At 72.3% G+C, this 20,559-nt stretch carries 19 protein-coding genes; 12 read left to right on the top strand and 7 right to left on the bottom strand.

The genetic code is table 11. The features are described from left to right. Nucleotides 1-177: 177 nt before the first annotated feature. The 7 genes from M3T53_RS09695 to pknB are packed head-to-tail and all read left to right on the top strand — an operon-like array spanning nucleotide 178 to nucleotide 9,278. Nucleotides 178-882 carry an FhaA domain-containing protein gene (locus tag M3T53_RS09695; protein ID WP_272434325.1) on the top strand — a complete coding sequence of 235 codons (705 nt, stop codon included), beginning with the start codon at nucleotides 178-180 and terminating at the stop codon, nucleotides 880-882. Beyond that, nucleotides 879-1,379 (top strand): FHA domain-containing protein FhaB/FipA, encoded by a 501-nt coding sequence (locus tag M3T53_RS09690; RefSeq protein ID WP_272434324.1) that lies wholly within the window; start codon nucleotides 879-881, stop codon nucleotides 1,377-1,379. Before M3T53_RS09695 ends, M3T53_RS09690 begins: the two co-directional genes overlap by 4 nt. 1 nt (nucleotide 1,380) lies before the next feature. Then, complete coding sequence (locus M3T53_RS09685; protein ID WP_272434323.1) at nucleotides 1,381-2,688, top strand: PP2C family protein-serine/threonine phosphatase; 1,308 nt, start codon at nucleotides 1,381-1,383, stop codon at nucleotides 2,686-2,688. Next, nucleotides 2,688-4,079, top strand: a complete 1,392-nt coding sequence (locus M3T53_RS09680) for an FtsW/RodA/SpoVE family cell cycle protein (protein WP_272434322.1) — start codon at nucleotides 2,688-2,690, stop codon at nucleotides 4,077-4,079. Before M3T53_RS09685 ends, M3T53_RS09680 begins: the two co-directional genes overlap by 1 nt. Next, nucleotides 4,076-5,530: a peptidoglycan D,D-transpeptidase FtsI family protein gene (locus tag M3T53_RS09675; RefSeq protein ID WP_272434321.1), complete on the top strand. Its 1,455-nt coding sequence runs from the start codon at nucleotides 4,076-4,078 to the stop codon at nucleotides 5,528-5,530. Before M3T53_RS09680 ends, M3T53_RS09675 begins: the two co-directional genes overlap by 4 nt. Next, a complete protein-coding gene (locus tag M3T53_RS09670; RefSeq protein ID WP_272434320.1) occupies nucleotides 5,527-7,296 on the top strand; it encodes a serine/threonine-protein kinase in 1,770 nt (589 codons plus the stop codon). Before M3T53_RS09675 ends, M3T53_RS09670 begins: the two co-directional genes overlap by 4 nt. Then, nucleotides 7,269-9,278 (top strand): Stk1 family PASTA domain-containing Ser/Thr kinase, encoded by a 2,010-nt coding sequence (gene pknB, locus M3T53_RS09665; RefSeq protein WP_272434319.1) that lies wholly within the window; start codon nucleotides 7,269-7,271, stop codon nucleotides 9,276-9,278. Before M3T53_RS09670 ends, pknB begins: the two co-directional genes overlap by 28 nt. Before the next feature lie 414 nt (nucleotides 9,279-9,692). Here pknB and M3T53_RS09660 read toward each other — a convergent pair whose 3' ends face one another. The 3 genes from M3T53_RS09660 to M3T53_RS09650 are packed head-to-tail and all read right to left on the bottom strand — an operon-like array spanning nucleotide 9,693 to nucleotide 11,445. Continuing rightward, complete coding sequence (locus M3T53_RS09660) at nucleotides 9,693-9,851, bottom strand: hypothetical protein (protein WP_272434318.1); 159 nt, start codon at nucleotides 9,849-9,851, stop codon at nucleotides 9,693-9,695. Nucleotides 9,852-9,869: 18 nt separating this feature from the next. Beyond that, nucleotides 9,870-10,640: a class E sortase gene (locus tag M3T53_RS09655; protein WP_272434317.1), complete on the bottom strand. Its 771-nt coding sequence runs from the start codon at nucleotides 10,638-10,640 to the stop codon at nucleotides 9,870-9,872. After that, nucleotides 10,633-11,445 carry a DUF881 domain-containing protein gene (locus M3T53_RS09650; protein WP_272434316.1) on the bottom strand — a complete coding sequence of 271 codons (813 nt, stop codon included), beginning with the start codon at nucleotides 11,443-11,445 and terminating at the stop codon, nucleotides 10,633-10,635. The genes M3T53_RS09655 and M3T53_RS09650 overlap by 8 nt, the downstream gene beginning before the upstream one ends. A gap of 122 nt (nucleotides 11,446-11,567) precedes the next feature. Here M3T53_RS09650 and M3T53_RS09645 point away from each other — a divergent pair, with 122 nt between their 5' ends. After that, the gene (locus M3T53_RS09645) at nucleotides 11,568-11,831 is read left to right on the top strand and encodes a cell division protein CrgA (protein WP_272434314.1); all 264 of its coding nucleotides are present in this window, start codon (nucleotides 11,568-11,570) and stop codon (nucleotides 11,829-11,831) included. Between the two features lie 368 nt (nucleotides 11,832-12,199). On the opposite strand, the gene M3T53_RS09640 is transcribed toward M3T53_RS09645, so the two are convergent. Further along, nucleotides 12,200-13,054, bottom strand: a complete 855-nt coding sequence (locus tag M3T53_RS09640; protein WP_272434313.1) for a rhomboid family intramembrane serine protease — start codon at nucleotides 13,052-13,054, stop codon at nucleotides 12,200-12,202. Nucleotides 13,055-13,154: 100 nt separating this feature from the next. Beyond that, on the bottom strand, nucleotides 13,155-13,676 hold the full coding sequence (locus M3T53_RS09635) for a peptidylprolyl isomerase (RefSeq protein WP_272434312.1): 522 nt from the start codon (nucleotides 13,674-13,676) through the stop codon (nucleotides 13,155-13,157). Nucleotides 13,677-13,824: 148 nt separating this feature from the next. On the opposite strand from M3T53_RS09635, the gene M3T53_RS09630 reads away from it, so the two are divergent. Beyond that, nucleotides 13,825-14,523 carry a hypothetical protein gene (locus M3T53_RS09630; protein WP_272434311.1) on the top strand — a complete coding sequence of 233 codons (699 nt, stop codon included), beginning with the start codon at nucleotides 13,825-13,827 and terminating at the stop codon, nucleotides 14,521-14,523. A 268-nt stretch (nucleotides 14,524-14,791) separates the two neighbouring features. Here M3T53_RS09630 and M3T53_RS09625 read toward each other — a convergent pair whose 3' ends face one another. Then, on the bottom strand, nucleotides 14,792-15,673 hold the full coding sequence (locus M3T53_RS09625) for an HAD hydrolase family protein (protein ID WP_272434310.1): 882 nt from the start codon (nucleotides 15,671-15,673) through the stop codon (nucleotides 14,792-14,794). Nucleotides 15,674-15,948: 275 nt separating this feature from the next. Here M3T53_RS09625 and M3T53_RS09620 point away from each other — a divergent pair, with 275 nt between their 5' ends. Further along, nucleotides 15,949-17,544, top strand: coding sequence for an adenosylhomocysteinase (locus tag M3T53_RS09620; protein ID WP_272434309.1), 1,596 nt, complete (start codon nucleotides 15,949-15,951; stop codon nucleotides 17,542-17,544). Nucleotides 17,545-17,569: 25 nt separating this feature from the next. After that, the gene (locus tag M3T53_RS09615; protein ID WP_272434308.1) at nucleotides 17,570-18,868 is read left to right on the top strand and encodes an amidohydrolase family protein; all 1,299 of its coding nucleotides are present in this window, start codon (nucleotides 17,570-17,572) and stop codon (nucleotides 18,866-18,868) included. Between the two features lie 46 nt (nucleotides 18,869-18,914). Here M3T53_RS09615 and M3T53_RS09610 read toward each other — a convergent pair whose 3' ends face one another. Continuing rightward, complete coding sequence (locus M3T53_RS09610; protein WP_272434307.1) at nucleotides 18,915-19,745, bottom strand: formate/nitrite transporter family protein; 831 nt, start codon at nucleotides 19,743-19,745, stop codon at nucleotides 18,915-18,917. A 242-nt stretch (nucleotides 19,746-19,987) separates the two neighbouring features. Here M3T53_RS09610 and M3T53_RS09605 point away from each other — a divergent pair, with 242 nt between their 5' ends. Beyond that, complete coding sequence (locus M3T53_RS09605; RefSeq protein ID WP_272434306.1) at nucleotides 19,988-20,440, top strand: cupin domain-containing protein; 453 nt, start codon at nucleotides 19,988-19,990, stop codon at nucleotides 20,438-20,440. Nucleotides 20,441-20,559 lie beyond the last annotated feature (119 nt).

The following is a 20,559-nucleotide window of genomic DNA, read 5'->3' as shown; positions in this document are numbered from 1 at the left end:
CGGCCGAACCGCGCACATCCGGTCAATACGGGTCCGAGGGGGCCTCCGTATCCCTCACCCTGGCGTTGACGGTTAAACTGGCCCGGGTCGGATGCGTCCCGCATCCGACGAACAGCCCCTTCTGCGCGGGGCCGAGCAGTCCGGCCGCCCCGAGGCCCGCCGGACCGAGGAGTGACCATGAGCATCTTCGACCGCTTCGAGAACGCCGTCGAGCGGGGCGTCAACGGCGCCTTCTCCCGCGTGTTCCGGTCGAGGATCAAGCCCGTCGACGTCACCTCCGCGATCCGCCGCTCGATGGAGGACTCCGTCCAGGAGGTCTCCGCCGACCGGATCATCGCCGCCAACAGCTTCACCGTCCACGCCGCCAAAGCCGACCTCGACGCCCTCGAAGCCGACCTGGCGGTCCTCGCCGATGAATTCACGCAGCAGGCCACCGAGCACGCCGTCGCCAACGGCTACTCCCTCCTAGGCCCCGTCGAGGTCGAATTCGTCGAGGACTCCGACGAGATGACCGGCACCCTGCGGGTCGACGCGGCGAACAAGCGCGGGGCCGCCGCCCCGGCCACCGCCTCCGCGGCCTCCCCCGAGCACCCGATCCTCGACGTCGACGGCGACCGCTGGCTCCTCACCGAGCCGGTCACCGTCATCGGCCGCGGCTCCGAATCCGACATCGTCGTCAACGACACCGGGGTCTCGCGCCGCCACCTCGAGATCCGCATCACCCCCACCGGCGTCATCGCCACCGACCTCGGCTCTACCAACGGCACCTTCGTCGAGGGCCACCGCATCGACGCCGCCACGCTCCTCGACGGCAACCAGATCGTCATCGGCCGCACCAGGATCCTCTTCTGGACCCACCCGGAGGAGGTCGACGCCCCATGACCAGCGATCTCGCCTTCACCCTCTTCCGGTTCGGATTCCTCATCCTCCTGTGGCTCCTCGTCCTCGCCGCCGTCGCCACCTTGCGACGGGACGTCTTCGGCACCGTCGTCACCCCCCGCGGCAAGGGCCGCAAGGAGGCCGACGAGCGCCGGCGCGCCAACCGGCGCGCCCGGAGGGCGGCCCGGGTCAAGGGCGCGGCCGCCGCCGCCCCGAACACCCTCCTCATCACCGGCGGCCCCCTCGTCGGCACCGCCCTGCCGCTCGGCGCCTCCCCCATCGTCATCGGGCGCTCACCCGCGTGCACCCTCGTCCTCGAAGACGAGTACGCCTCCAGCCGGCACGCCGCCCTGTCCCCCGGCTCCGACGGCTGGTGGATCGAGGACCTGTCCTCGCGCAACGGCACCTTCGTCGACGACGAGCGCCTCACCGAGCCGCGCCCCCTCAAGGCCGGCGACATCATCCGCATCGGACAGACCACGCTCGAGCTGGTGAAGTGACATGGTCGGCGAGCCCATCGAGTTCCACTGCGCCGCGCGGTCCGACGTCGGCCTCGTCCGCTCGAACAACCAGGACTCGGGGTACGCCGGCGCCAACCTCCTCATCCTCGCCGACGGCATGGGGGGCCCCGCCGGGGGCGACATCGCCTCCTCCGTCGCCCTCGCCCACCTCGTCCCCCTCGACACCGACGCCCACCCCGCCGACTCGATGCTCCCCCTCCTGCGCGAGGCCCTGATGGACGCCCACGACGAGCTCTCCGAACGGTCCTCGAGGGACCGCGACCTCGAAGGGCTCGGGACCACGTGCATCGCCGTCATGCGTACCGGCAACAAGCTCGCCATGGTCCACATCGGCGACTCGCGCGCCTACCTCCTGCGCGGGCGGACCCTCACCCAGGTGACGACCGACCACTCCTTCGTCCAATACCTCGTCGACACCGGGCAGATCAGCCCCGACGAGGCCGAGCACCACCCGAATCGCAACGTCGTCCTCAGGATCCTCGGGGACTCCCACGCCGATGTCAGCCCCGACGAGACGGTCCGCGAGGCCGTCGTCGGGGACCGCTGGCTCCTGTGCTCCGACGGCCTGTCCGGCGTCGTCTCCCCCGAGACCATCGGCTCCGTCCTCTCCTCCCACGAGGATCCCGGGGAATGCGCCGAGGAGCTGATCCGCCTCGCCCTGCTCGCCGGCGGGCCCGACAACATCACGTGCGTCGTCTGCGACATCGTCCCCACCGGATCGTTCCCGCCCGCGCCCCCCCAGATCGTCGGCGCCGCGGCCATCGACCGCAACGCCCAGACCCGCGGGGGGACCGGGGCCGCGGCCAAGGCCGCCTCCCTGAACTCCAAGCCCAGGCCGCCCCTCGACGAGGACGAGGCCGACGAGGCCGCCCGCGTCGGCTGGCGCGCCCCGCTCCTCCTCCTGGTCGCCGCCATCGTCGTCGCCGCGGGGGGGTGGCTCGCCTGGGCGTGGAGCCAGACCCAGTACTACGCCCTCGGCGAGGACGGCTACGTCGTCATCCACCAGGGCATCCCCCAGAGCATCGGCTCGTGGGACCTGTCCCATCCCGTCGAGGTCACCGGCATCGCCCTGACCGACCTGACGCCCGTCGACCGTCAGCGCCTGACGGAGCCGGTGATCCGCTCGTCGCGCGAGGAGGTCGACGAGTACGTCGCCGGCCTCATCCGCTCCGCCGCCCAGTCAGCCGCCGCCCACGCCCAATCCGGGCCGCAGTCCGACGCGCCCCAGTCCGGCCCCCAGTCGGGAGTGCAGTCCGCGGGCGCCCTACCGCAGTCGGGGACGCCCTGATGGCCACCGTCTCCATCGCGCCGGCCCGTCCCCGTCGGCTCCTCGAAATCGTCCTCATGCTCCTCGCGCTCGCGATCGGCGTCGGGGGCTACGCGCTGACCTCGATCAACCGCACCGGGGAGCTGCCCGGCAACCTCATGCAGCACCTCGCGATCCTCCTGGGGCTCGCGCTCGTCGCCGAGATCGGGGTGCACGTCCTCGCCCCCTACGCCGATCCCGTCATCATGCCGATCGCCGTCGCCCTGACGGGTCTGGGACTGGCGATGATCTACCGGCTCGACCAGTCCTACGCCCTCCTCGACCAGCCGACGGTGGGGCTGCGCCAACTGATGTTCGTCGGCCTGGCCATCGCCCTGGCCGCGGGGGGCCTCATCGCCCTGCGGGACCACAAGACCCTGCGGCGCTACACCTACACCTTCGGCGCCCTGTCGCTCGTCCTCCTGCTCCTGCCGATGGTCCCCGGGCTCGGCTACGAGACGATGGGTGCGCGCGTGTGGATCCGCGTCGGCTCGATGACGTTCCAGCCCGGCGAGCTCGTCAAGATCACCCTCGCGGTGTTCTTCGCCGGCTACCTCGTGACGAACCGCGACAACCTGACGATCGGCGGGAAGAAGATCCTCGGGATGCGCCTGCCGCGCGCCCGCGACCTCGGGCCGATCCTCGTCGTGTGGATCATCGGGATCCTCATCCTCGTCGCCCAACGGGACCTGGGGACCTCCCTCCTCTTCTTCTCCCTGTTCGTTGCCATGCTGTACGTCGCGACGAACCGCGTGTCGTGGCTGGTCATCGGCTTCGTCATGTTCGTCCCCGCCGTCCTCGGCGCGATCCGCCTCTTCCCCCACGTAGCCCGCCGCTTCACCGTGTGGATCCGCGCCCTCGACGACGACGTGTACTCCTCCGTCGGGGGCTCCTACCAGGTCGTCCAATCCCTCTTCGGGCAGGCCTCCGGAGGCCTCATGGGCACCGGGTGGGGACGCGGGTACCCCCAGCTCGTCCCCCTGGCGAACTCCGACTTCGTCTTGTCGTCCCTCGCTGAGGAGCTCGGGCTGACCGGGATGGCGGCGATCCTCGTCCTCTACCTCGTCCTCATCGAACGGGGCCTGCGGGCCGCCATCTCCGTGCGCGACGGGTTCGGCAAGCTCCTGGCGACGGGCCTGAGCTTCTCCCTGGCCATCCAGCTCTTCGTCGTCCTCGGCGGCATCACGCGGCTCATCCCGCTGACGGGCCTGACCGCCCCGTTCCTCGCCGCCGGCGGCTCCTCGATGGTGTCCTCGTGGCTGACGGTCGCCCTCCTCATCCGCGTCTCCGACGCCGCCCGCCGCCCCGCCGCGGCCCCCGCCCCGTGGACCTCGGGGATCCACCCGCGCGTGCCGTCCGGAGGGGGCGCATGAACCGGCAGATCCGACGACTCTTCATCGTCATCCTGACGATGTTCGCCCTCCTGGGCCTGGGGCTGACGAACACCCAGTTCCTCCAGGCGCCCTCGCTCAACGCCGATGCGCGCAACGAGCGGACGATCCTGCACGCCGCGGAGATCGACCGCGGCCCGATCATCGTCAATGGGACGGCCGTCGCCTCGTCGACGAAGATCGACGGCTCCCAGCGCTACCAGCGCTCCTACGTCGAGGGCCCCCTCTACGCGCCCGTCACCGGCTACTTCTCCGCCTCCGGATTCTCCGCGACCGGTCTCGAAGCGGCCGCGGAGGCCACGTTGGACGGCGAGTCCGAGGCGCTCCTCGCCCAGCGCCTGCGCAACCTCTTCACCGGGGCGAACCGTCAGGGCGGCGGCGTCGTCCTCACCCTCGACGAGCAGATCCAGCGGGCCGCGGCCCAGGCCCTCGGCGACCGCAAGGGCGCCGTCGTCGCCCTCGACGCGACGACGGGGGCGGTGCTGGCCCTCTACTCGTCGCCCTCCTACGACCCGAACTCGCTGGCGGTCTTCGACTCCGAGGCCGTCAACACCGCCTACGACGCGCTGATCGAGGACCCGGACTCGCCGCTGACGAACCGGGCCATCGGGGGCGACCGCTACGCGCCCGGGTCGACGTTCAAGATCCTCACGTCGATCGCCCTGCTCGAGAACGGCGTCGCCTCCCCGGACACGCTCATGGAGTCCCCGGTGTCCACCGTCCTGCCGGGCACCGAGACGACGGTGGCGAACATCGAGGAGTCGACGTGCGGCGACGGGAATCCGACGCTCACCGAGGCCTTCGCCCGCTCGTGCAACACGACGTTCGTCCTCGCCTCCGAGCGGCTGACCCACGACCAGGTGGCCGACGTCGCCGAGCGCTTCGGCTTCGGGAGCGATCAGAGGATCCCCCTGGAGGTCACCGAGTCCGTGTTCCCCGACCGGACGGACCCCGCCCAGCTCGCGCTGTCGTCGATCGGGCAGTACACCGTCCAGGCGACGCCGATGCAGATGGCGCAGGTCGCCCAGGCCATCGCCAACGGGGGGACGATGATGCGCCCCTACCTCGTCGACGAGGTCGTCGACGCCGACCTCGTCGTCCGCTCGACGACATCGCCCGAGAAGGCCGGGACCCCCGTGTCCCCCCAGATCGCGGCGCAGCTGACGCAGATGATGGAGGCCGTCGTCTCCGAGCCCTACGGATCGGGCACGTCGATGGCCATGCCCGACGTCAGGGTCGCCGCCAAGACGGGCACCGCCGAGACCGGCGAGGACGGGCGGGCGAACGCGTGGGCCGTCGGGTTCGCGCCCGCGGACGCCCCGAGGATCGCCTTCGCCGTCGTCGTCGAAGGCGACGAGACCGATCCCGTCCCCCACGGCGGTGCCGTCGCCGGGCCGGTCGCCCGGGCCCTCCTGGAAGCGGGGCTGCGATGACTCCTCGGACGACCTCCGGAACCGGCCGGGTCCTCGGCGGCCGATACACGCTCCTGACCCCCATCGCCCAGGGCGGCATGGGGGAGGTGTGGAAGGCCCGGGACCGGGTGACGGGGCGCATCGTCGCCGCCAAGGTCCTGCGTCCCGAGCTGTCGGGCGAGGCGCTGCCCCTGTCGCGCCTGCGCCTGGAGGCCCGCAACTCGATGAGCGTCCAGCACCCGAACATCGCGAACGTCCAGGACTCCGGGGAGGACGACGGGAGCGGCTGGATCGTCATGGAGCTCGTCGACGGCCACCCGCTGACCGACTATCTCGCCCAGGGCGCGCGGATCGCGCCGGAGTACCTGCTGCCCGTCCTCATGCAGGTCGCGATGGCGCTGGGGGCGGCGGCCGCCGCCGGCGTCGTCCATCGCGACATCAAGCCGGCGAACGTCATCGTCCGCCCCGACGGGATGGTCAAGCTCACCGATTTCGGGATCTCCCGAGCCTCCGACCAGGTGTCGTTGACTGCCGACGGGATGGTCATGGGGACGGCCCAGTACCTGCCCCCCGAGCAGGCGATGGGGGAGACGGCGACGGCTCTGGGGGATCTGTACGCCCTGGGCGTCATCGCCTACGAGGCCGCCGCCGGGCGCCGCCCGTTCACCGGGGAGACGCAGGTCGACATCGCCTTCGCCCACGTCAACGAGGAGGTGCCGCCGCTGCCCGCGGACGTGCCCGGTCCGTTCGCGGAGGTGATCCTCCACCTCCTGGAGAAGGACCCGGCGCTGCGTCCCGAGTCGGGGACGGCGCTGGTGCGCGAGCTCGTGACGGCCGCACACCAGTTGGGGATCCCCGTGGCGCCGCGACCCGTGCCCCTGCCCGAGGGGGGTCGTGAGGAGTCGCCGTCGACCCGCGAGCAGCGCGCCGTCGCACCGGTCGCCCCCGTCCGCCATACGCCCAGGCGCGTCCTGCCCGAGGAGCTCCTGCGCACCCCGGAGGGGCTCGACGAGGTCGGCGCCGGGCCGCGGGAGGAGCCCGCCCGGACCGAGGCGGGTCCCGTCGCCGCGGATGCGGAGGCGCCGACCGGTGCGGGTCCGGCCGCCCCTCCGGCCGTCGAAGGAGCCGCGCAGGCGCGAGATCCCGAGGCGACGGGGGCGCCCGAGTCCGATGCGTCTCCGCGCGCCCGGCTCGCCGCCCGCCTCAAGGAGAGGGCCGAGGCCCGCGCCGCCGAGGCCCCCGCCCCCCCGTCAGACGATGCGCCTCCCGCGGCCCGCGTCCCCGACGCGCCCATCCCGGTCGCCGACGCCGGCGAGCCGCGACCGGCCGCCCCGAGGGCGCCGCGTCCGGACGACCCGCGCCCCCGACGCGACGAGCGCCCCGCCTCCGGCCCCTCCCGGGAGTCCGGCGGATCCGCCCGCGCCCCCCTCGCAGACCCCGCCCCCGGGTCCACGACGACGACCGACGGGGCGCCCGTCCCACGGACCCCCGCGTCCGCGCGCCGGGCCTCCGCGCCCGCGTGGCGCCCCCTCGACGCGGCCCCCGCCCCCCGCGGCGAGGACCGGCCCCCCGCGGCGACCGCCTACAACCGGTCCGCCGTCGCGCCGCCGCCGTCGACGGGCCGCAGGATCGCGCGCATCGCCGTCGTCGTGGTCCTCGTCGCCGTCCTGGCGGTCACCGCACTGTTCACGATCCGTACGATTGTCGGAGCCCTGACGAGCACCGCTCAGGGCGCCAGCACCACTGAGGAGGCACTGACATGGCAGAGCCCATGGCCCGCCGTCTAGCCGGCCGCTACGAGGTCCGCTCGCTCATCGGGCGCGGCGGCATGGCCGAAGTCCACATGGGCTTCGACACGCGCCTGTCGCGGGTGGTCGCCATCAAGATGCTGCGCACCGACCTCGCCCAGGACTCGATCTTCCAGGCGCGCTTCCGACGCGAGGCCCAGTCCGCCGCCTCCCTCAACCACCCGAACATCGTCGCCGTGTACGACACCGGCGAGGAGTCGACGACCGCGCCGGACGGGCGCACCGTCCTCGTCCCCTACATCGTCATGGAGTACGTCGAGGGGCACACCGTCAAGGAGCTCATCTCCGACGGGACGCCCGTGCCGATCGACGAGGCCGCGGGGATCATCACCGGGGTGCTGTCCGCCCTGGAGTACTCGCACGCCGCCCACCTCGTCCATCGCGACATCAAGCCCGGCAACATCATGCTGACGAACGACGGCAAGGTGAAGGTCATGGACTTCGGGATCGCCCGGGCCCTGACGGACTCGCAGGCGACGATGACCCAGACGAACGCCGTCGTCGGCACCGCCCAATACTTGTCGCCCGAGCAGGCGCGCGGCGAGCAGGTCGACGCCCGATCCGACCTGTACTCCACCGGCGTCGTCCTCTTCGAGCTGCTCACCGGCCGCCCGCCCTTCACCGGCGACTCGGCGGTCGCCGTCGCCTACCAGCACGTCCAGCAGATCGCCCCGACCCCCTCGTCGATCACCCCGGACGTCCCCGAGGCCCTCGACCGCGTCGTCATGAAGGCCCTGGCGAAGGACCGCAACGACCGGTACACGTCGGCCTCGTCGATGCTCGCCGACCTCATGCGGGCGTCGCGCGGCGCCGCCGTCAACGCGCCGGAGACGAGCGTGTGGGCGTCCGCGCCCGCCCAGCAGACCCAGACGATGCCCCTGTCGGCCGCGGCCCCCGGCTACTCGCCGACCCGCACGTCGACGATCGCCCCCGTCGCCGCCTCCGACGAGGAGGACGACGAGCCGCGCAAATCCCGCAAGGGCCTGATCGCCGGCCTGGTCGTCGTCGCCCTGCTCATCATGGCCGGCATCGGCTGGGCGCTGATCAACGCCGCGAATGAGAAGCCGCAGATGGTGGCGGTGCCCGACGGCCTCGTCGGGATGACGCAGGCCGAGGCCAAGACCGCGGTCGAAGGGGCGGGGCTCGTGTGGGCGGTCGCCGACGAGCCGGTGGCCTCCGACACCGTCGCCGAGGGGAGGATCGCCCAGACGGATCCGGCGCCCGGCGCGCAGGTCGAACCCGGGTCGACGGTCACCGCCTACCTGTCGAGCGGCCCGGACACGGTGACGCTCCCGTCGGATCTCGTCGGGATGACGCCGCAGAACGCGCAGAAGGCGGTCGAGGCGCTCGGGCTCACGTGGGTCCTGTCCGACGAGCCGGTGGCCTCCGACACCGTGGAGGAGGGGAGGGTCGCCCAGACGAACCCGTCGCCGGGCGCGAAGGTCCCGGCGGGCTCGCAGGTCAAGGGGTTCGTGTCGTCGGGGACGAACACGATCACCGTCCCCGACGTCACGGGGATGACCCAGGAGCAGGCGCGCGACACCCTGATCGGCAAGAAGCTCCAGGTGGGGTCCGTCGAGGTCGTCGACGACGCCTCCCAGCCGGCGGGTCGCGTGATCTCGACGAACCCCGCGGTGGGGTCCGAGGTGTCGAAGGGCGATTCGGTGACGTTGACGATCGCGTCGGGCAAGATCCCGATCCCCACGGGCCTGGCCGGTCAGCCGGAGGAGGACGTCACCGGCCAGTTGTCCGGGCTGGGGCTGTCGGTGGTGACGAAGACCGAGCACTCGGATTCGGTGCCGGCGGGGGCGGTGATCGCGGTGAGCCCGAGCGAGGGGGCGCTGGTCCCGGGCGGGGCGACGGTCACGGTCACCGTGTCGAGCGGTCCGGCGACCCCGGCGGGCAACGGGAATCCGAATCCCGGCAACGGCGGGGCCGGCGGCGGCAATGCGGGGGGCTGATCCCGACTGACCGGGTGGATGCCGGCTCGCGGACATGAACGCCGGATCCGCTATCCCCGCTCTCCGCATCTGGTGCGACGAATCGTTTCGATGCACGCGAGGCGCGGCCGGGAGGGGCCCTCGGTCCCTCCCTCCCGTCGTGGCGCTCCCTCGGGGCCGCCGACGGGCGAGTGCCGGCTTTCGCCTCCTCCCGTGGCGGGCGAGGAACCGGGGCCGGCTGTGGAGGCGCCGCGTGACCCGCGCCGAGGACGGATCCGCCCGTGCGCGGCTCATCCCGGCGGACGGGCCGGCGACGGTCCTTCCCGCCGCAGGACTGAACGACTCCCGCCGCAGGACTGAACGAAACGGCCTCTCGGACCGGGAACGACGTGAGGACGGCGGGCGCGGCATCAGGCGCGGCCGGGGAGCCCGCGATCAGCCGACGCCCGAGGTCTCACCGAGTTCCAAGGTGGCCTGGACCCACGGGTAGACCCAGGTGAACAGGGCCCAGACGGCGACGCCGATGAGGGCGAGGGCCTCGATGACCTTGAACCATGTGGGTCCGGGCAGGTGGCGGAAGATCCACGCGTACATTGATGCGCCTCCGTGTTCTCAGTTCTGCGCGCCGTCGGACGGCTCGTCGACGAGCTCGGCGGGAACGCCGCTGCTCTTGGGGGTCCACGACCGGAACTTGAGGTGGACGATGTACCGCTCGGAGTTGCCGTACTCGGGATGGCACGTCGTCATCGTCATCCACCGCTCGGTGGGCTGCTGGGAGAACGTCAGGTCGTTGATGACGGGGGCGATGACGCGGATGTTGTCGGGGTCGTCGGCCGAGACGATCTCCCAGTTCTCCACGGCGTACACCATGTAGACGTCGTCGAGCTCGACGACGACGGCGTCTCCCTGGCCGAGCCGGTCGATCCATCGGAAGTTGTTCCCGTAGGTCCGGCGGTGGCCGGCGACGGAGAAGTTGCCGATCTGGCCCGGTTGAGCGGTGTCCTCGTAGTGGCCGGCCCACCCCTGGTCGAGGACCTGACTGGTGGTGCCCTCGGCGAGCGGGGTCCTCATCCAGTCCCATGAGGGGATGTGGAGCAGCCCGTAGACCTCCCCGTCGCCCGGGTCCTGGGCGAATTCCGGGGGGGCGTCGGTGCGGATCTCCCCGGTCTTGCTGGTCGCGGGCTGGTGCTCGGCGGCGTAGGACTCGATGGTCTGGGCGACCTGGCCCTGGACCTGGTAGGTCGTCCAGTAGAGCTGCCAGACGGCGAAGAGGCCGACGACGACGGCCGCGGTGATGAGGAGTTCGCCGACGACCCCGAGGAACGCCGAGAGGAGCGATCGGGAACGACGGGGATCGGATTGGGGGCTGATGTGCTTACCCATCGGCGTTCACCACCTGTGCATAGGTCGTCGTCTGGTCCTGCGCGCTGGCAGGCAGGATCAGGGAGTCACGCGTTTTCATGTCCCATCCCAGTCCGTAGAGTGCCACATAGCGCTGGTAGTTGACGATGCGTGGGTTGGAACTCACGCTTTGCGCGAGGGCCTGGGGGTCGCCGATCGCGTCGATGACGTAGGGCGGGGAGTAGGAGACCCCGTCGACGAGGATGACGTTGCCGATGCATCGGATCACGGTGCGACTGGTGATGCGGACTCCTTGGACGGCGAGGGCCTCGGCGCCCCCGTCCCACAGGGCGTTCATCACGTCCTCGATGTCCTGCTGGTGGATGACGAGGTCGTTGGGGGTGGCGTTGTCGGGGGCTGAGCCCGGTGGGGCGTCCGTCAAGGTGATGGTGACGCCGGGTCCGGCAACCTCGGCGACGGCGAGGGCCGGGACGGTGTCGATCGGGGGAGCGGCCTCGGCGTCGGCGTAGGAGTCGATCCTGGCGAGCAGCCCGCTGGTCTGCTGCTCGAGGTCGCCGACGCGGGCCTGGGACTCGTGGACGAGGGCGACGAGGTCGGCCGGCGCGGATTCCTGGCGGCTCGTCAGGGCGGAGACCGTGAAGAGGAGTCCGGAGGCGATCGTCACGGCGAGGACGGATACGGCGGAGCGGGGGGAGGGCCTGCGCCGGGGGGCCGTGCTCGGGGCGTCCGTCGGGACGGTCCGGGGCCGAGATGCGCGGGCGGCGGGCGTGCGCGCGGGCGGGGGTTCGGGGGACGGCGTCGTCGGCGCGTCGTCGGCGCTGTTCATCGACCGCTTCTCCTCGTCCGTGTCGCTTTGGCGGGTTCCAGGTCCGAGATTACGCTAAGGGGGTGCCGTTTCCGCGGCAGCGTCCCGGGACCGGCGTCCCGTACCGTCAGGAAGGGGCCGAGGTGGCCGAGTCGAAGAAGCGCAAGAAGAACAACCGGGAGGTCTCGGACGACACCGAGATCCACATGTGGACCGATGGGATCCCGCTGAGCCCGAGCTGGTGGGCTCCCGCGTTCGTCTCCTTGTTGATCATCGGGCTGATCTGGTTGATCGTCTACTACATGTCGTCGGGCGCGTACCCGATCCCGGGCGTCTCCTGGTGGAACCTCGTCATCGGTCTGGGGATCATGATGGTCGGATTCCTCATGACCCTCAGGTGGCGCTGACCGGTCCGATGCGGCGCGGATCGCGCGCCTTCTCCGATTCTCCGCCATGACTGTCCCGGAGCCCTCTCGATTCGCTCGCGTCGATTCGATCGCCCGGGCCGCTGCCGGTCGTTGAGCGTCGGCGACGCCCGTCGGGGTGGGGTCGCGCGCCTCGCGGGGGCCGACCCGGGGGCGACCGCCGTCCACGGGCCGGGTCGTATCGAGACGAACCGCTCCTGAGGGCCGACCCGGAGGTTCCATCCACAGGTGTGGATCATCCTGTGGAGAACTACATCGGTGTCATTTCGCCCCGACCTCGTCCAACGCCTCGTGTAGTCGAAGACGCATGAGGCCCCGCCCCGGGAGCGGGCCGGGGCCGAGGGCCCGGCTCAGCCGACGACCTCGAAGATCACCCGGTAGATCAGCGCGATGAGGGCGAGCATCGCCGCGCCCATCGCGGCCGTCACGAGGACCTCGCGGCGCTGCTGGGACTTCGCCGTCACCCCCGGTCGGGGCCGTCCCTGACGGAGGAACGCCCAGGAGACGAGGACGCCGGTGATCAGGCCGCCCAGATGCGCCTGCCAGGAGATGTTCGCGCCGATGAACCCGTAGAGCAGGTTGACCACCAGGAGCCCGATGATCGCCCGCGTATCGGCGCCCGACGCCTTCTGGAGGACGAAGACCGCTCCGAACAGGCCGAAGACGGCGCCCGACGCGCCGACCGTGCCGCCCATGAGGGTCGCGGGCTCGACGATCCCCCAGGCGAGGACGGCGGCGGACCCGCCGACGGCGCTCAGCGCGTACAGGAACGCGTAGCGCCAGTGCCCCAGGACGGGCTCCAGCACGGTGCCCACCGAGTACAGGGCGACCATGTTGAACACGATGTGGAAGATCCCCGAGTGGAGGAATGCCGTCGTCAGGAAGCGCCACGGCTCGGCGAGGCCCAGGCCCGGGGTGAAGAGCATCGCCGAGTACGCGCTGTTCGACCCGAAGCCGACGAGGAAGGCGAGGAGGCACGCGGCGATGATCGCGTAGGTGACGACCGGGCCCCGGCGCGAGATCGGGCGGCGCGCCCGCCCCGAGCAGTCGACGCAGATCGACCGAACCTCGGTCGGGACGACGCACTCGACGCACATCGGCCGGTTGCAGCGCTTGCAGTAGTCGACCGAGCGGACGCCCGGATGGCGCGGGCATTCGGGGGCGGCGTTGGCGTTCGAGCGCTGGCCGTAGACGGGCATGCTCATGACGGGTCCTTCCGGTGGGGGCCGACGGGCGGGGGCCGCCCGGGTACGGGTACGGGGCGGAGCCGAAGGCCCCGCCCCGCGTCGCGGTGATCGAGGCCGGTCAGTCGGCGATCTCGATGGAGGAGATGACGACGTCGGCCACCGGACGGTCGTTCGCGCCGGTCGCGGTCGTCGAGATCGCGTCGACGACGGCCTTGGAGGCGTCGTCGACGACCGTGCCGAAGATCGTGTGGGCGCCGAAGAGCCACGGGGTCGGGGCGACGGTGATGAAGAACTGGGAGCCGTTGGTGCCCTTGCCCATGCGCTTGCCGGCGTTGGCCATGGCGAGCAGGTAGGGCTTGTCGAAGGTCAGCTCGGGGTGGATCTCGTCGTTGAACTGGTAGCCGGGGCCGCCGGTGCCGGTGCCCAGCGGGTCCCCGCCCTGGATCATGAAGTTGGGGATCACGCGGTGGAAGATCGTCGAGTCGTAGAGGGGCCGCGAGGTCTTCTGGCCGGTCGCCGGATCGGTCCACTCGCGTTCGCCCTTGGCGAGGGCGACGAAGTTGGCGACGGTGTTCGGGGCGTGGTTGGGGAAGAGCTCGACGACGATGTCGCCCATGGAGGTGTGAATGATTGCGTTCATGCCCCCATCGTCCCAGAAAACGGGCCGCGGGGCATTCGCCCGTGGAGATTGGGGGCCTCTTGTGGGCTGCAGATCACACGGTTTCGTTGCACAATGGCATGAAGATCGGCGCAACCGGCGCCATTGGAAGGACGGATGCGGAGACATCATGGCCAACACGCAGGGTTTTGACACTGACAAGCTGCGCGTCGAGGCGCAGCAGCTGCTCGATGCGGCAGCCGTTTACGCCGGAAGGGCCGCCGTCAAGGCCGCCGATCTGGCTGAGCAGGGCGTCGATTGGGCCGCGCCCCGAGCCCAGGCGGCGCTCAACAATGCGATCGAGCGCGCGACCCCCATGGTCGAGGAGGTTGCCGACCGCGCCCAGTCGGCCGTCGATCGCGCCCGCCCGGCGATCGAGCAGGCCCGTCATGCGGTGGTCGACGACTATCTGCCGCGCGTCGACCGGGCTGTCACCGAGGGGTCGGAGGCCCTCAAGGGGAAGGGCAGTCTTGCCGACCGGGCGAGGAAGGCCGGCGAGGTGTCGGCCGCGGCCCTGACGACGCCGACACCGAAGGTCGTCCGCAAGCACCGCTTCCTGCGGGCCATCGGCTGGACGGCCCTGGCGGGGACGGTCGCCGGCGCCGGCTACGTCCTGTGGAAGCGCAGCCAGCCGATCGAGGACCCGTGGGCCGAGGAGTACTGGGCGGACCTGGAGACCGATTCCTTCGTTCCCGAGACCGCGCCCGAGGCCCTGCCCGAGGCCCTGCCCGAGGCCGCGTCGGACGCCCCGGCCCTCGATCAGGAGATCTCCGAGGCCGATCTGCGCGAGGACGCCCTCGAGGAGACCCTCGCCGACGACGCGAAGTGAGGCGCCTGCGGGGCTGAGGCCCCGGACGCGAACGGCGTGATGCCCGGGTGGGTTCGTCCCGTCCGGGCATTGTCGTGCCCGGACGCTCGCGGTGCCCGTGTGCGGCGGCCCGACCGCGCAGAGGCCGCGGTCATTTCCCCGCAAAGCGAAAAAATCGATGCGAATACGCGGGGAAATGTTCGTTTTCGGGGGAAAAGAGAAGGGGGAGGGGCGGCGAGGCCGAGGAGGCGGCGCAGAGGGGGCGAGGCCGAGGGGGCGGCGGCGTGCGTCAGGCGCCGAGGCCGAGCAGGCGGCGCAGGGTGACGACGACCCCGTCCTCGTCATTCGACGGCGCGATGTAGGGGCAGGCCGCGACGACGTCCGGGTGGGCGTTCGCCATCGCGAAGGCCAGATCGGCCTCGGCGAGCATCGCGAGGTCGTTGTGGAAGTCGCCGAAGACCACCGTCTGCGCGCGGGTCGCGCCCAGCGCCTCCTGGAGGGCCCGGACGGCGCCCCCCTTGTCGACGCCCCGGATCTGCAGGTCCGCCCAGAGCCGGCCCGAGACCGCGTACTGGTGGGTCCGCCGGAAGCGGGCGAGGGTCCGCTCGGCCAACTCGTCGACCGGATGGTCGAAGGAGCACACGGCGAGCTTGACGACCTCGTCGTCCACGTCCCCCGACCCCATCGCCTCGACGACCTCGTGGAGGTCGGCGACCCGAGCCGTCCGATGGTAGTACTGGGAGACCTCCTCCACGAAGGGGTCGTCGACCCTCTCGACGTACCCCGACTGCGCGCCGCACATGACCAGGCCCCCTCCGATCCCGTCAGCGTTCGCCTCCCGGACCAGGTCGATGGCCCGGTGGATCGTCGCATGGTCGAGAGGCGAGGAGGACAGCTCCCGGCCGTCGCGCATGACGATCGCGCCGTTCTCGCCGATGACGGTCAGCCCCGGGCGGTCGGGGAACATGTCGAGGAGGGTCCACGCCTGTCGGCCCGAGGCCGGGGCGAAGACGATCCCCCGCTCGTCGAGGAGGTCGAGGAGAGCCGGCAGTGCGGCGGGCAGGTTCTTGCGCGAGTCGAGGAGCGTGCCGTCCATGTCGACGGCGACGAGGCGGATATCGGCGCCGACGGGGAGCCGGTCGACGGGGGTCGGGTCTGCGGTGAGAGGCATACCGCGATTGTCTCCGACTCGTGCCCGCACGACAAAGAGAAGGCCGGGCGGGAGCTCGTGGGAGTGGTCGCGAATCCGCATGACTCACGACAAGAGGCGGACCGCCGGCGAGGCGTCGCCCGGGCGAGAGCCGATCCCCGGCATTCGCGTGCGCCCGTCCGACTATCGGCCCATGCCGCGCGGATGGAGACGGCAGCGGGCCGGGCAGACGCGGACCGATGCCGCACGGGCGTGCGCCCGGGGCGGCGGTGCCGCGCCCTTGCTAGCGTCGGGGCATGACCCCTCCCCGCTCATCCGACGGACGCGGCCGCCAGGCACGCCTGTGGGCCCAAACGGCGCTGCGCTCCTTCGCCGCCGCGACGAACCTCCTGATCCCCGGCCGGCGATTCCTCATCACCGGCGACATCGGCGCCGAACGGGCCCTCGCCCTCGTCGACCTCCTCGACCGCTTCGGGGCCCTCGTCGCCCCGACCGCCCCCGACGGCCTCGCCCCGACCCCGGGCCCGGGACCCCATGTCGTCATCGTCGCCGGAGCCGACAGGCCGGCGGGAGGCCCCGCCCCGCTCCTCGACCGGGCGCGGGCCGCCGCGCCCGGCGCCGTCCTCGTCGACGCGCCCGCCACCGGCCGGGCGCGCGTCCTCGACCCCGACGGACGGCCCCTGACCGGCCCCCACCGGCCCGGCAACGGCCCCGACTACGGGCCGCGCCGCATCGACTGGGCGCGCACGCGGATGCCGGTCACCGCCCGCGCCGTCGCCGGCCTCGCCGAGGACGGGCTGCTCGCGGGCCGCTCGATCGGCCTGGCCCTCGTCCTCGAGCCCAAGACCGCCGCACTGGCGCTCATGCTCCACGAGGCCGGCGCCCGCGTCGCCGTCTTCGGGCACGCCGACGAGACCCGCGAGGACGTCGCCGAAGCCCTGCGCGCCCGAGGACTCACGGTCTTCGCCCAGGCCGATGCGACCCCCGAACGGGAGGAGGAGCTCGCCCGGGGATTCCTCGCCGAGGGGCTGGAGATCCTCCTCGACGACGGATCCCACCTGATCCGCATGGCCCACGACCCCGTCCGCGCCCCCCGCGCCCTCGACCGGATGATCGGGGCCGCCGAGGAGACGACCTCGGGACTGCGGCCCCTGCGGGGCTTCGACCTGCGGGTGCCCGTCATCGCCTCCAACGACGCGCGCTCCAAGACCCTCTTCGACAACGCCTACGGAACCGGCCAATCGTGCCTGCTGACCGTCCTCGACCTCCTCGACCCGGACGGCACCGGCGTCGACCTGGCCGGCAGGCGCGTCGGCGTCATCGGCTACGGGGACGTCGGCACCGGGTTCGCCCGATTCGCCCGCGCCTGCGGGGCCGCCGTCCGCGTCGTCGACCTCGACCCGGTCCGCGAGCTGCGCGCCCGAATGGACGGCCACGAGACCTCCGGGATCGCCGAGGCGGCCGCCGACTGCGACTGGCTGGTCTCGGCCACCGGGGAGCGCTCGACGATCCGCGTCGAGGACCTGGAGGCGATGCATCCGGGCGGGGTGATCGCCGTCGCCGGCGGCGTCTTCGGGGAAGTCGAGGTCGACGAGGCCCTGGCCCGCGGCTGGACGATCGCCGACGACCCGGATCGACGGGCCGTTCACGTGCTCGCGCCCCCCGGGGCCAGCCCCGAGGAGGGGCTCCTCCTCATGGACCGCGGCGGGTGCGTCAACTGCACGGCGGGGGAGGGCAACCCCATCGAGATCATGGACATGAGCTTCGGCGTGCAAACGGCGGCGCTGCGCGAGCTCCTGACGCGCGGGACGGGCCTGGCCCCCGGCCTGCACGCCCTGCCCGCCGACGCCGACGCCCTCGTCGCGTCGCGCGCCCTGGACGCACTACGCTGACGCCCGCACCCACCCGGAGGAACCGATGAGCACCACCGACGTCCAGGTCTGGTCCGCAGCACTGGTCATCCCGATCACCGCCCCGTCCGTCATGGACGGCGCCGTCGCCGTCCGTGACGGCCGCATCGAGCACGTCGGCTCGCGCGACTGGGTGGTCGCCACCCTGTCCGAGCGCGGCCTGTCCTTCACCGAGCGCCACTTCGACGGCGTCCTCATGCCGGGCCTCGTCAACGCCCACACCCACCTCCAGTACACGGGGATGTCCGAGGTCGGCGCCCGCCAGTACACGGGGTTCCCCGACTGGATCCGCGCCTTCGACGAGGTCTACGACCGCGGCGGCCTCGACTGGGGCGCCCACGCCGCCGAGGGAGCAGCGGCCCTCCTGCGCGCCGGGACGACCTGCGCCGCCGACGTCGTCACCGACCCCCAGGCCGCGAGCGCCCTGCACGACGCGGGCCTGCACGGCATCGCCTACTGGGAGGTCATGGGCTGGTCGAACGAGGACTGGCTCGAACGGGGCCCCGCGGCCGTCGAGGATGCCCTCGACGCGATGCCGACGCCCCCGGCGATCGGCGTCTCCCCGCACGCACCCTACTCCCTCGAGGCCCAGCCCCTCCTCGACCTGCCCGACCTCGCGCGGCGCCGGGGGATGCGACTGCACCTCCACCTCGGCGAGTCCCACTCGGAGGCCGAGTGGGCGGAGGCCCGCACCGGCGATCTCGCCGACCTGTGGCGCAGCGGGGAGTCCTCGTCGTTCACGGCGATGCGGGCCCGCGGCGGGGGGTTCTCCGCGACCCAGTTCGTCGACCAGCTCGGCGTCCTGGGCCCCGACTGCCACATCGCCCACGGCGTCTACATGACGGCCGACGACCGCAGGCGCCTGCGGGCCCGGTCGACGGCGGTGGCCCTATGCCCCCGGTCGAACCGCGTCATCGGTTTGGACGCGCCGCCGGTCGCCGCCTACCTGACCGAGGGGAACCTCCTGGCCGTCGGCACGGACTCGTTGTCGTCGTCGCCGTCCCTCGACGTCCTCGAGGACGTCGCCGTCCTCTTCGACCTGGCGCGCGCCCAGGGGTACCGCTCCTCGGACCTGGGGCGGCGCCTCCTGCACGCGGCGACCCTGGGAGGGGCGTGGGCGATGGGACTGGCGACGGGCCCGGACCGGGTCGGGCAGCTCCAGGCGGGGGCGGTGGCCGACATGGTCGTCGTCGACGTCCCGGTGTCCGACATCGTCGGGACGATCGACGATGTCGCCAGGGGCGGTGCCGGCCGCCAGATCGAGACGGTCGTCGCCGGGCGGGTCCGCTACTCGGCGCGGGGGTGAGCGCCCGGCCCCGTCCGCGCGGCGGGGCCGCGTGTCGGGCCGCGGGTCAGTGGGCGTCGGCGCCGGTGCGGGCCGCGTACTCGGCCTTCGCCTCGGCGGCCCCGTCCTCGGTCGTCGACGACACGAGGTAGGCGGCGGCGACGAACACGGCCCCGCCGACGATGTTGCCGGCCCCGACGAGGAGGAGGTTGCGGGCCATCGCGACGAGGGTCGCGCCGTCGACACCGTGCATGATCCCCAGGGAGAAGGTCGTCATGTTGGCGACGACGTGCTCGAACCCGGAGCCGACGAAGGCCGCCAGGCACCACGCCATCGCGACGATCTTCGTCATCTCGTTGTCGGTGCGCGTCACGCACCAGATCGCCAGGCACACGAGGATGTTGCACAGGATCCCCCGGAAGAACAGCTCCGAGGCGCCGTAGTGGCCCTTGCCCTCGATCATCATCGCGAGGGCGGTCCCCGGGTCGGTGCCGGCCTTGGCGATCCCCGACCCGCGCACGAGGCCCGCGAGCGCGACCGACCCGACGAGGTTGCCGCCGAGCATGAGGAGGAGGCCCCCCGCGGCCCGGGCCCACGTGATCGACCGGCGGACGGCGCCGATCGTGTACGTCATCATCGCGCTGGTCGCCAGCTCGCCTCCGGCGAAGACGCACAGGATCAGGCCGATGCCGAAGACGGCGCCGTTGATGAGGGGCGCCCACGGGCTGTGCGCCGCCTTGAGGGGACCGGCGGCGGCGATCATGAAGATGTCGGCGAGGCCGATGTAGGCGCCGCCGAGCATCGAGGCGACGAGGAACCCGAGGGGGCGGCGCTGGCCGCCGGTGCGGGTCACGGCGTAGACGCTCTGGTAGTCGAGATTCGCGGTGAGGGATCGCATAGGGGAATGATGCCCGGTCGGGCGGCCCGCGCGCACATCCGCGCCCGCGGGGGCGCTTCGGGCCACGAGTAAGCCGTGGGCGGGGGCGGGCAGCCGTTTCAGGCCGACGGCCGCCCCCGTCCGGGAGGAGGGGGCAGGCCGTGGGCGCGGGCATGCAGCGCACATCCGCGACCGCGGGGGCGCTCCTGCGCGGTGCCCCCGCCCCGCGGGCCGCGTCCGCCGGGCCCGCATAGGGTGTCCCCATGAGCAGCGTCGAGCAGATGGTCGCCACCCTGGGCCTGGAACCACACCCGGAGGGCGGGTGGTTCCGCCGCACGTGGACGGCCCCGCAGGGCATCGACACCCCCGGCGGCCGCCGCGCCACGGCCTCGGGCATCCTCTTCCTCCTCGACGAGGGGATGGAGGCCCGGTGGCACGTCGTCCGATCCGACGAGCTGTGGCTGTGGCACGGCCCCGGCTCCCTCGACATCCACCTGGGAGGATCGGGCCCGACGCCCGCGGCCGATCCGCGCGTCGTCGTCCTCGACTCCCCGTCGGGTCCGACGGCCGCCTCGGACGGGGCGAACCCCGTGCAGGTCCTCATCCCCGCGGGCACGTGGCAGCGGGCCTTCGCCCGGCGGGCGCCCGTCCTCGCGACGTGCGTTGTCTCACCCGAGTTCACCTACGACGATTGGGAACTCGCGGAAAACGCGTGAGGCGTCCCGTTACGCAGTCCCAGGTCCCGGAAGTCGACGAGACGCCGCGCAGCGGCCTCGATACGCTGAAAACCGTTCGCCCCCGGTCAACGGGCCGGGGCGGGCACCGTCCCTCATTC

The sequence above is a fragment of the Actinomyces sp. B33 genome (assembly GCF_028437565.1).
Lineage (GTDB): Bacteria > Actinomycetota > Actinomycetes > Actinomycetales > Actinomycetaceae > Pauljensenia.
Note: the sequence above shows the minus strand (reverse complement) of the source record. Positions and strands in the feature narration are given on the sequence as shown.

Bases quoted from the DNA above. Each gene is read 5' to 3' on its own strand.
- M3T53_RS09630 (WP_272434311.1), top strand. From the start codon at position 13,825: ATGGCCAACACGCAGGGTTTTGACACTGACAAGCTGCGCGTCGAGGCG.
- M3T53_RS09670 (WP_272434320.1), top strand. From the start codon at position 5,527: ATGACTCCTCGGACGACCTCCGGAACCGGCCGGGTCCTCGGCGGCCGA.
- M3T53_RS09675 (WP_272434321.1), top strand. From the start codon at position 4,076: ATGAACCGGCAGATCCGACGACTCTTCATCGTCATCCTGACGATGTTC.
- M3T53_RS09655 (WP_272434317.1), bottom strand. From the start codon at position 10,640: ATGGGTAAGCACATCAGCCCCCAATCCGATCCCCGTCGTTCCCGATCG.
- M3T53_RS09610 (WP_272434307.1), bottom strand. From the start codon at position 19,745: ATGCGATCCCTCACCGCGAATCTCGACTACCAGAGCGTCTACGCCGTG.
- M3T53_RS09615 (WP_272434308.1), top strand. From the start codon at position 17,570: ATGAGCACCACCGACGTCCAGGTCTGGTCCGCAGCACTGGTCATCCCG.
- M3T53_RS09685 (WP_272434323.1), top strand. From the start codon at position 1,381: ATGGTCGGCGAGCCCATCGAGTTCCACTGCGCCGCGCGGTCCGACGTC.
- M3T53_RS09635 (WP_272434312.1), bottom strand. From the start codon at position 13,676: ATGAACGCAATCATTCACACCTCCATGGGCGACATCGTCGTCGAGCTC.
- M3T53_RS09650 (WP_272434316.1), bottom strand. From the start codon at position 11,445: ATGAACAGCGCCGACGACGCGCCGACGACGCCGTCCCCCGAACCCCCG.
- M3T53_RS09640 (WP_272434313.1), bottom strand. From the start codon at position 13,054: ATGAGCATGCCCGTCTACGGCCAGCGCTCGAACGCCAACGCCGCCCCC.
- M3T53_RS09660 (WP_272434318.1), bottom strand. From the start codon at position 9,851: ATGTACGCGTGGATCTTCCGCCACCTGCCCGGACCCACATGGTTCAAG.
- pknB (WP_272434319.1), top strand. From the start codon at position 7,269: ATGGCAGAGCCCATGGCCCGCCGTCTAGCCGGCCGCTACGAGGTCCGC.
- M3T53_RS09620 (WP_272434309.1), top strand. From the start codon at position 15,949: ATGACCCCTCCCCGCTCATCCGACGGACGCGGCCGCCAGGCACGCCTG.
- M3T53_RS09695 (WP_272434325.1), top strand. From the start codon at position 178: ATGAGCATCTTCGACCGCTTCGAGAACGCCGTCGAGCGGGGCGTCAAC.
- M3T53_RS09690 (WP_272434324.1), top strand. From the start codon at position 879: ATGACCAGCGATCTCGCCTTCACCCTCTTCCGGTTCGGATTCCTCATC.
- M3T53_RS09680 (WP_272434322.1), top strand. From the start codon at position 2,688: ATGGCCACCGTCTCCATCGCGCCGGCCCGTCCCCGTCGGCTCCTCGAA.
- M3T53_RS09605 (WP_272434306.1), top strand. From the start codon at position 19,988: ATGAGCAGCGTCGAGCAGATGGTCGCCACCCTGGGCCTGGAACCACAC.
- M3T53_RS09625 (WP_272434310.1), bottom strand. From the start codon at position 15,673: ATGCCTCTCACCGCAGACCCGACCCCCGTCGACCGGCTCCCCGTCGGC.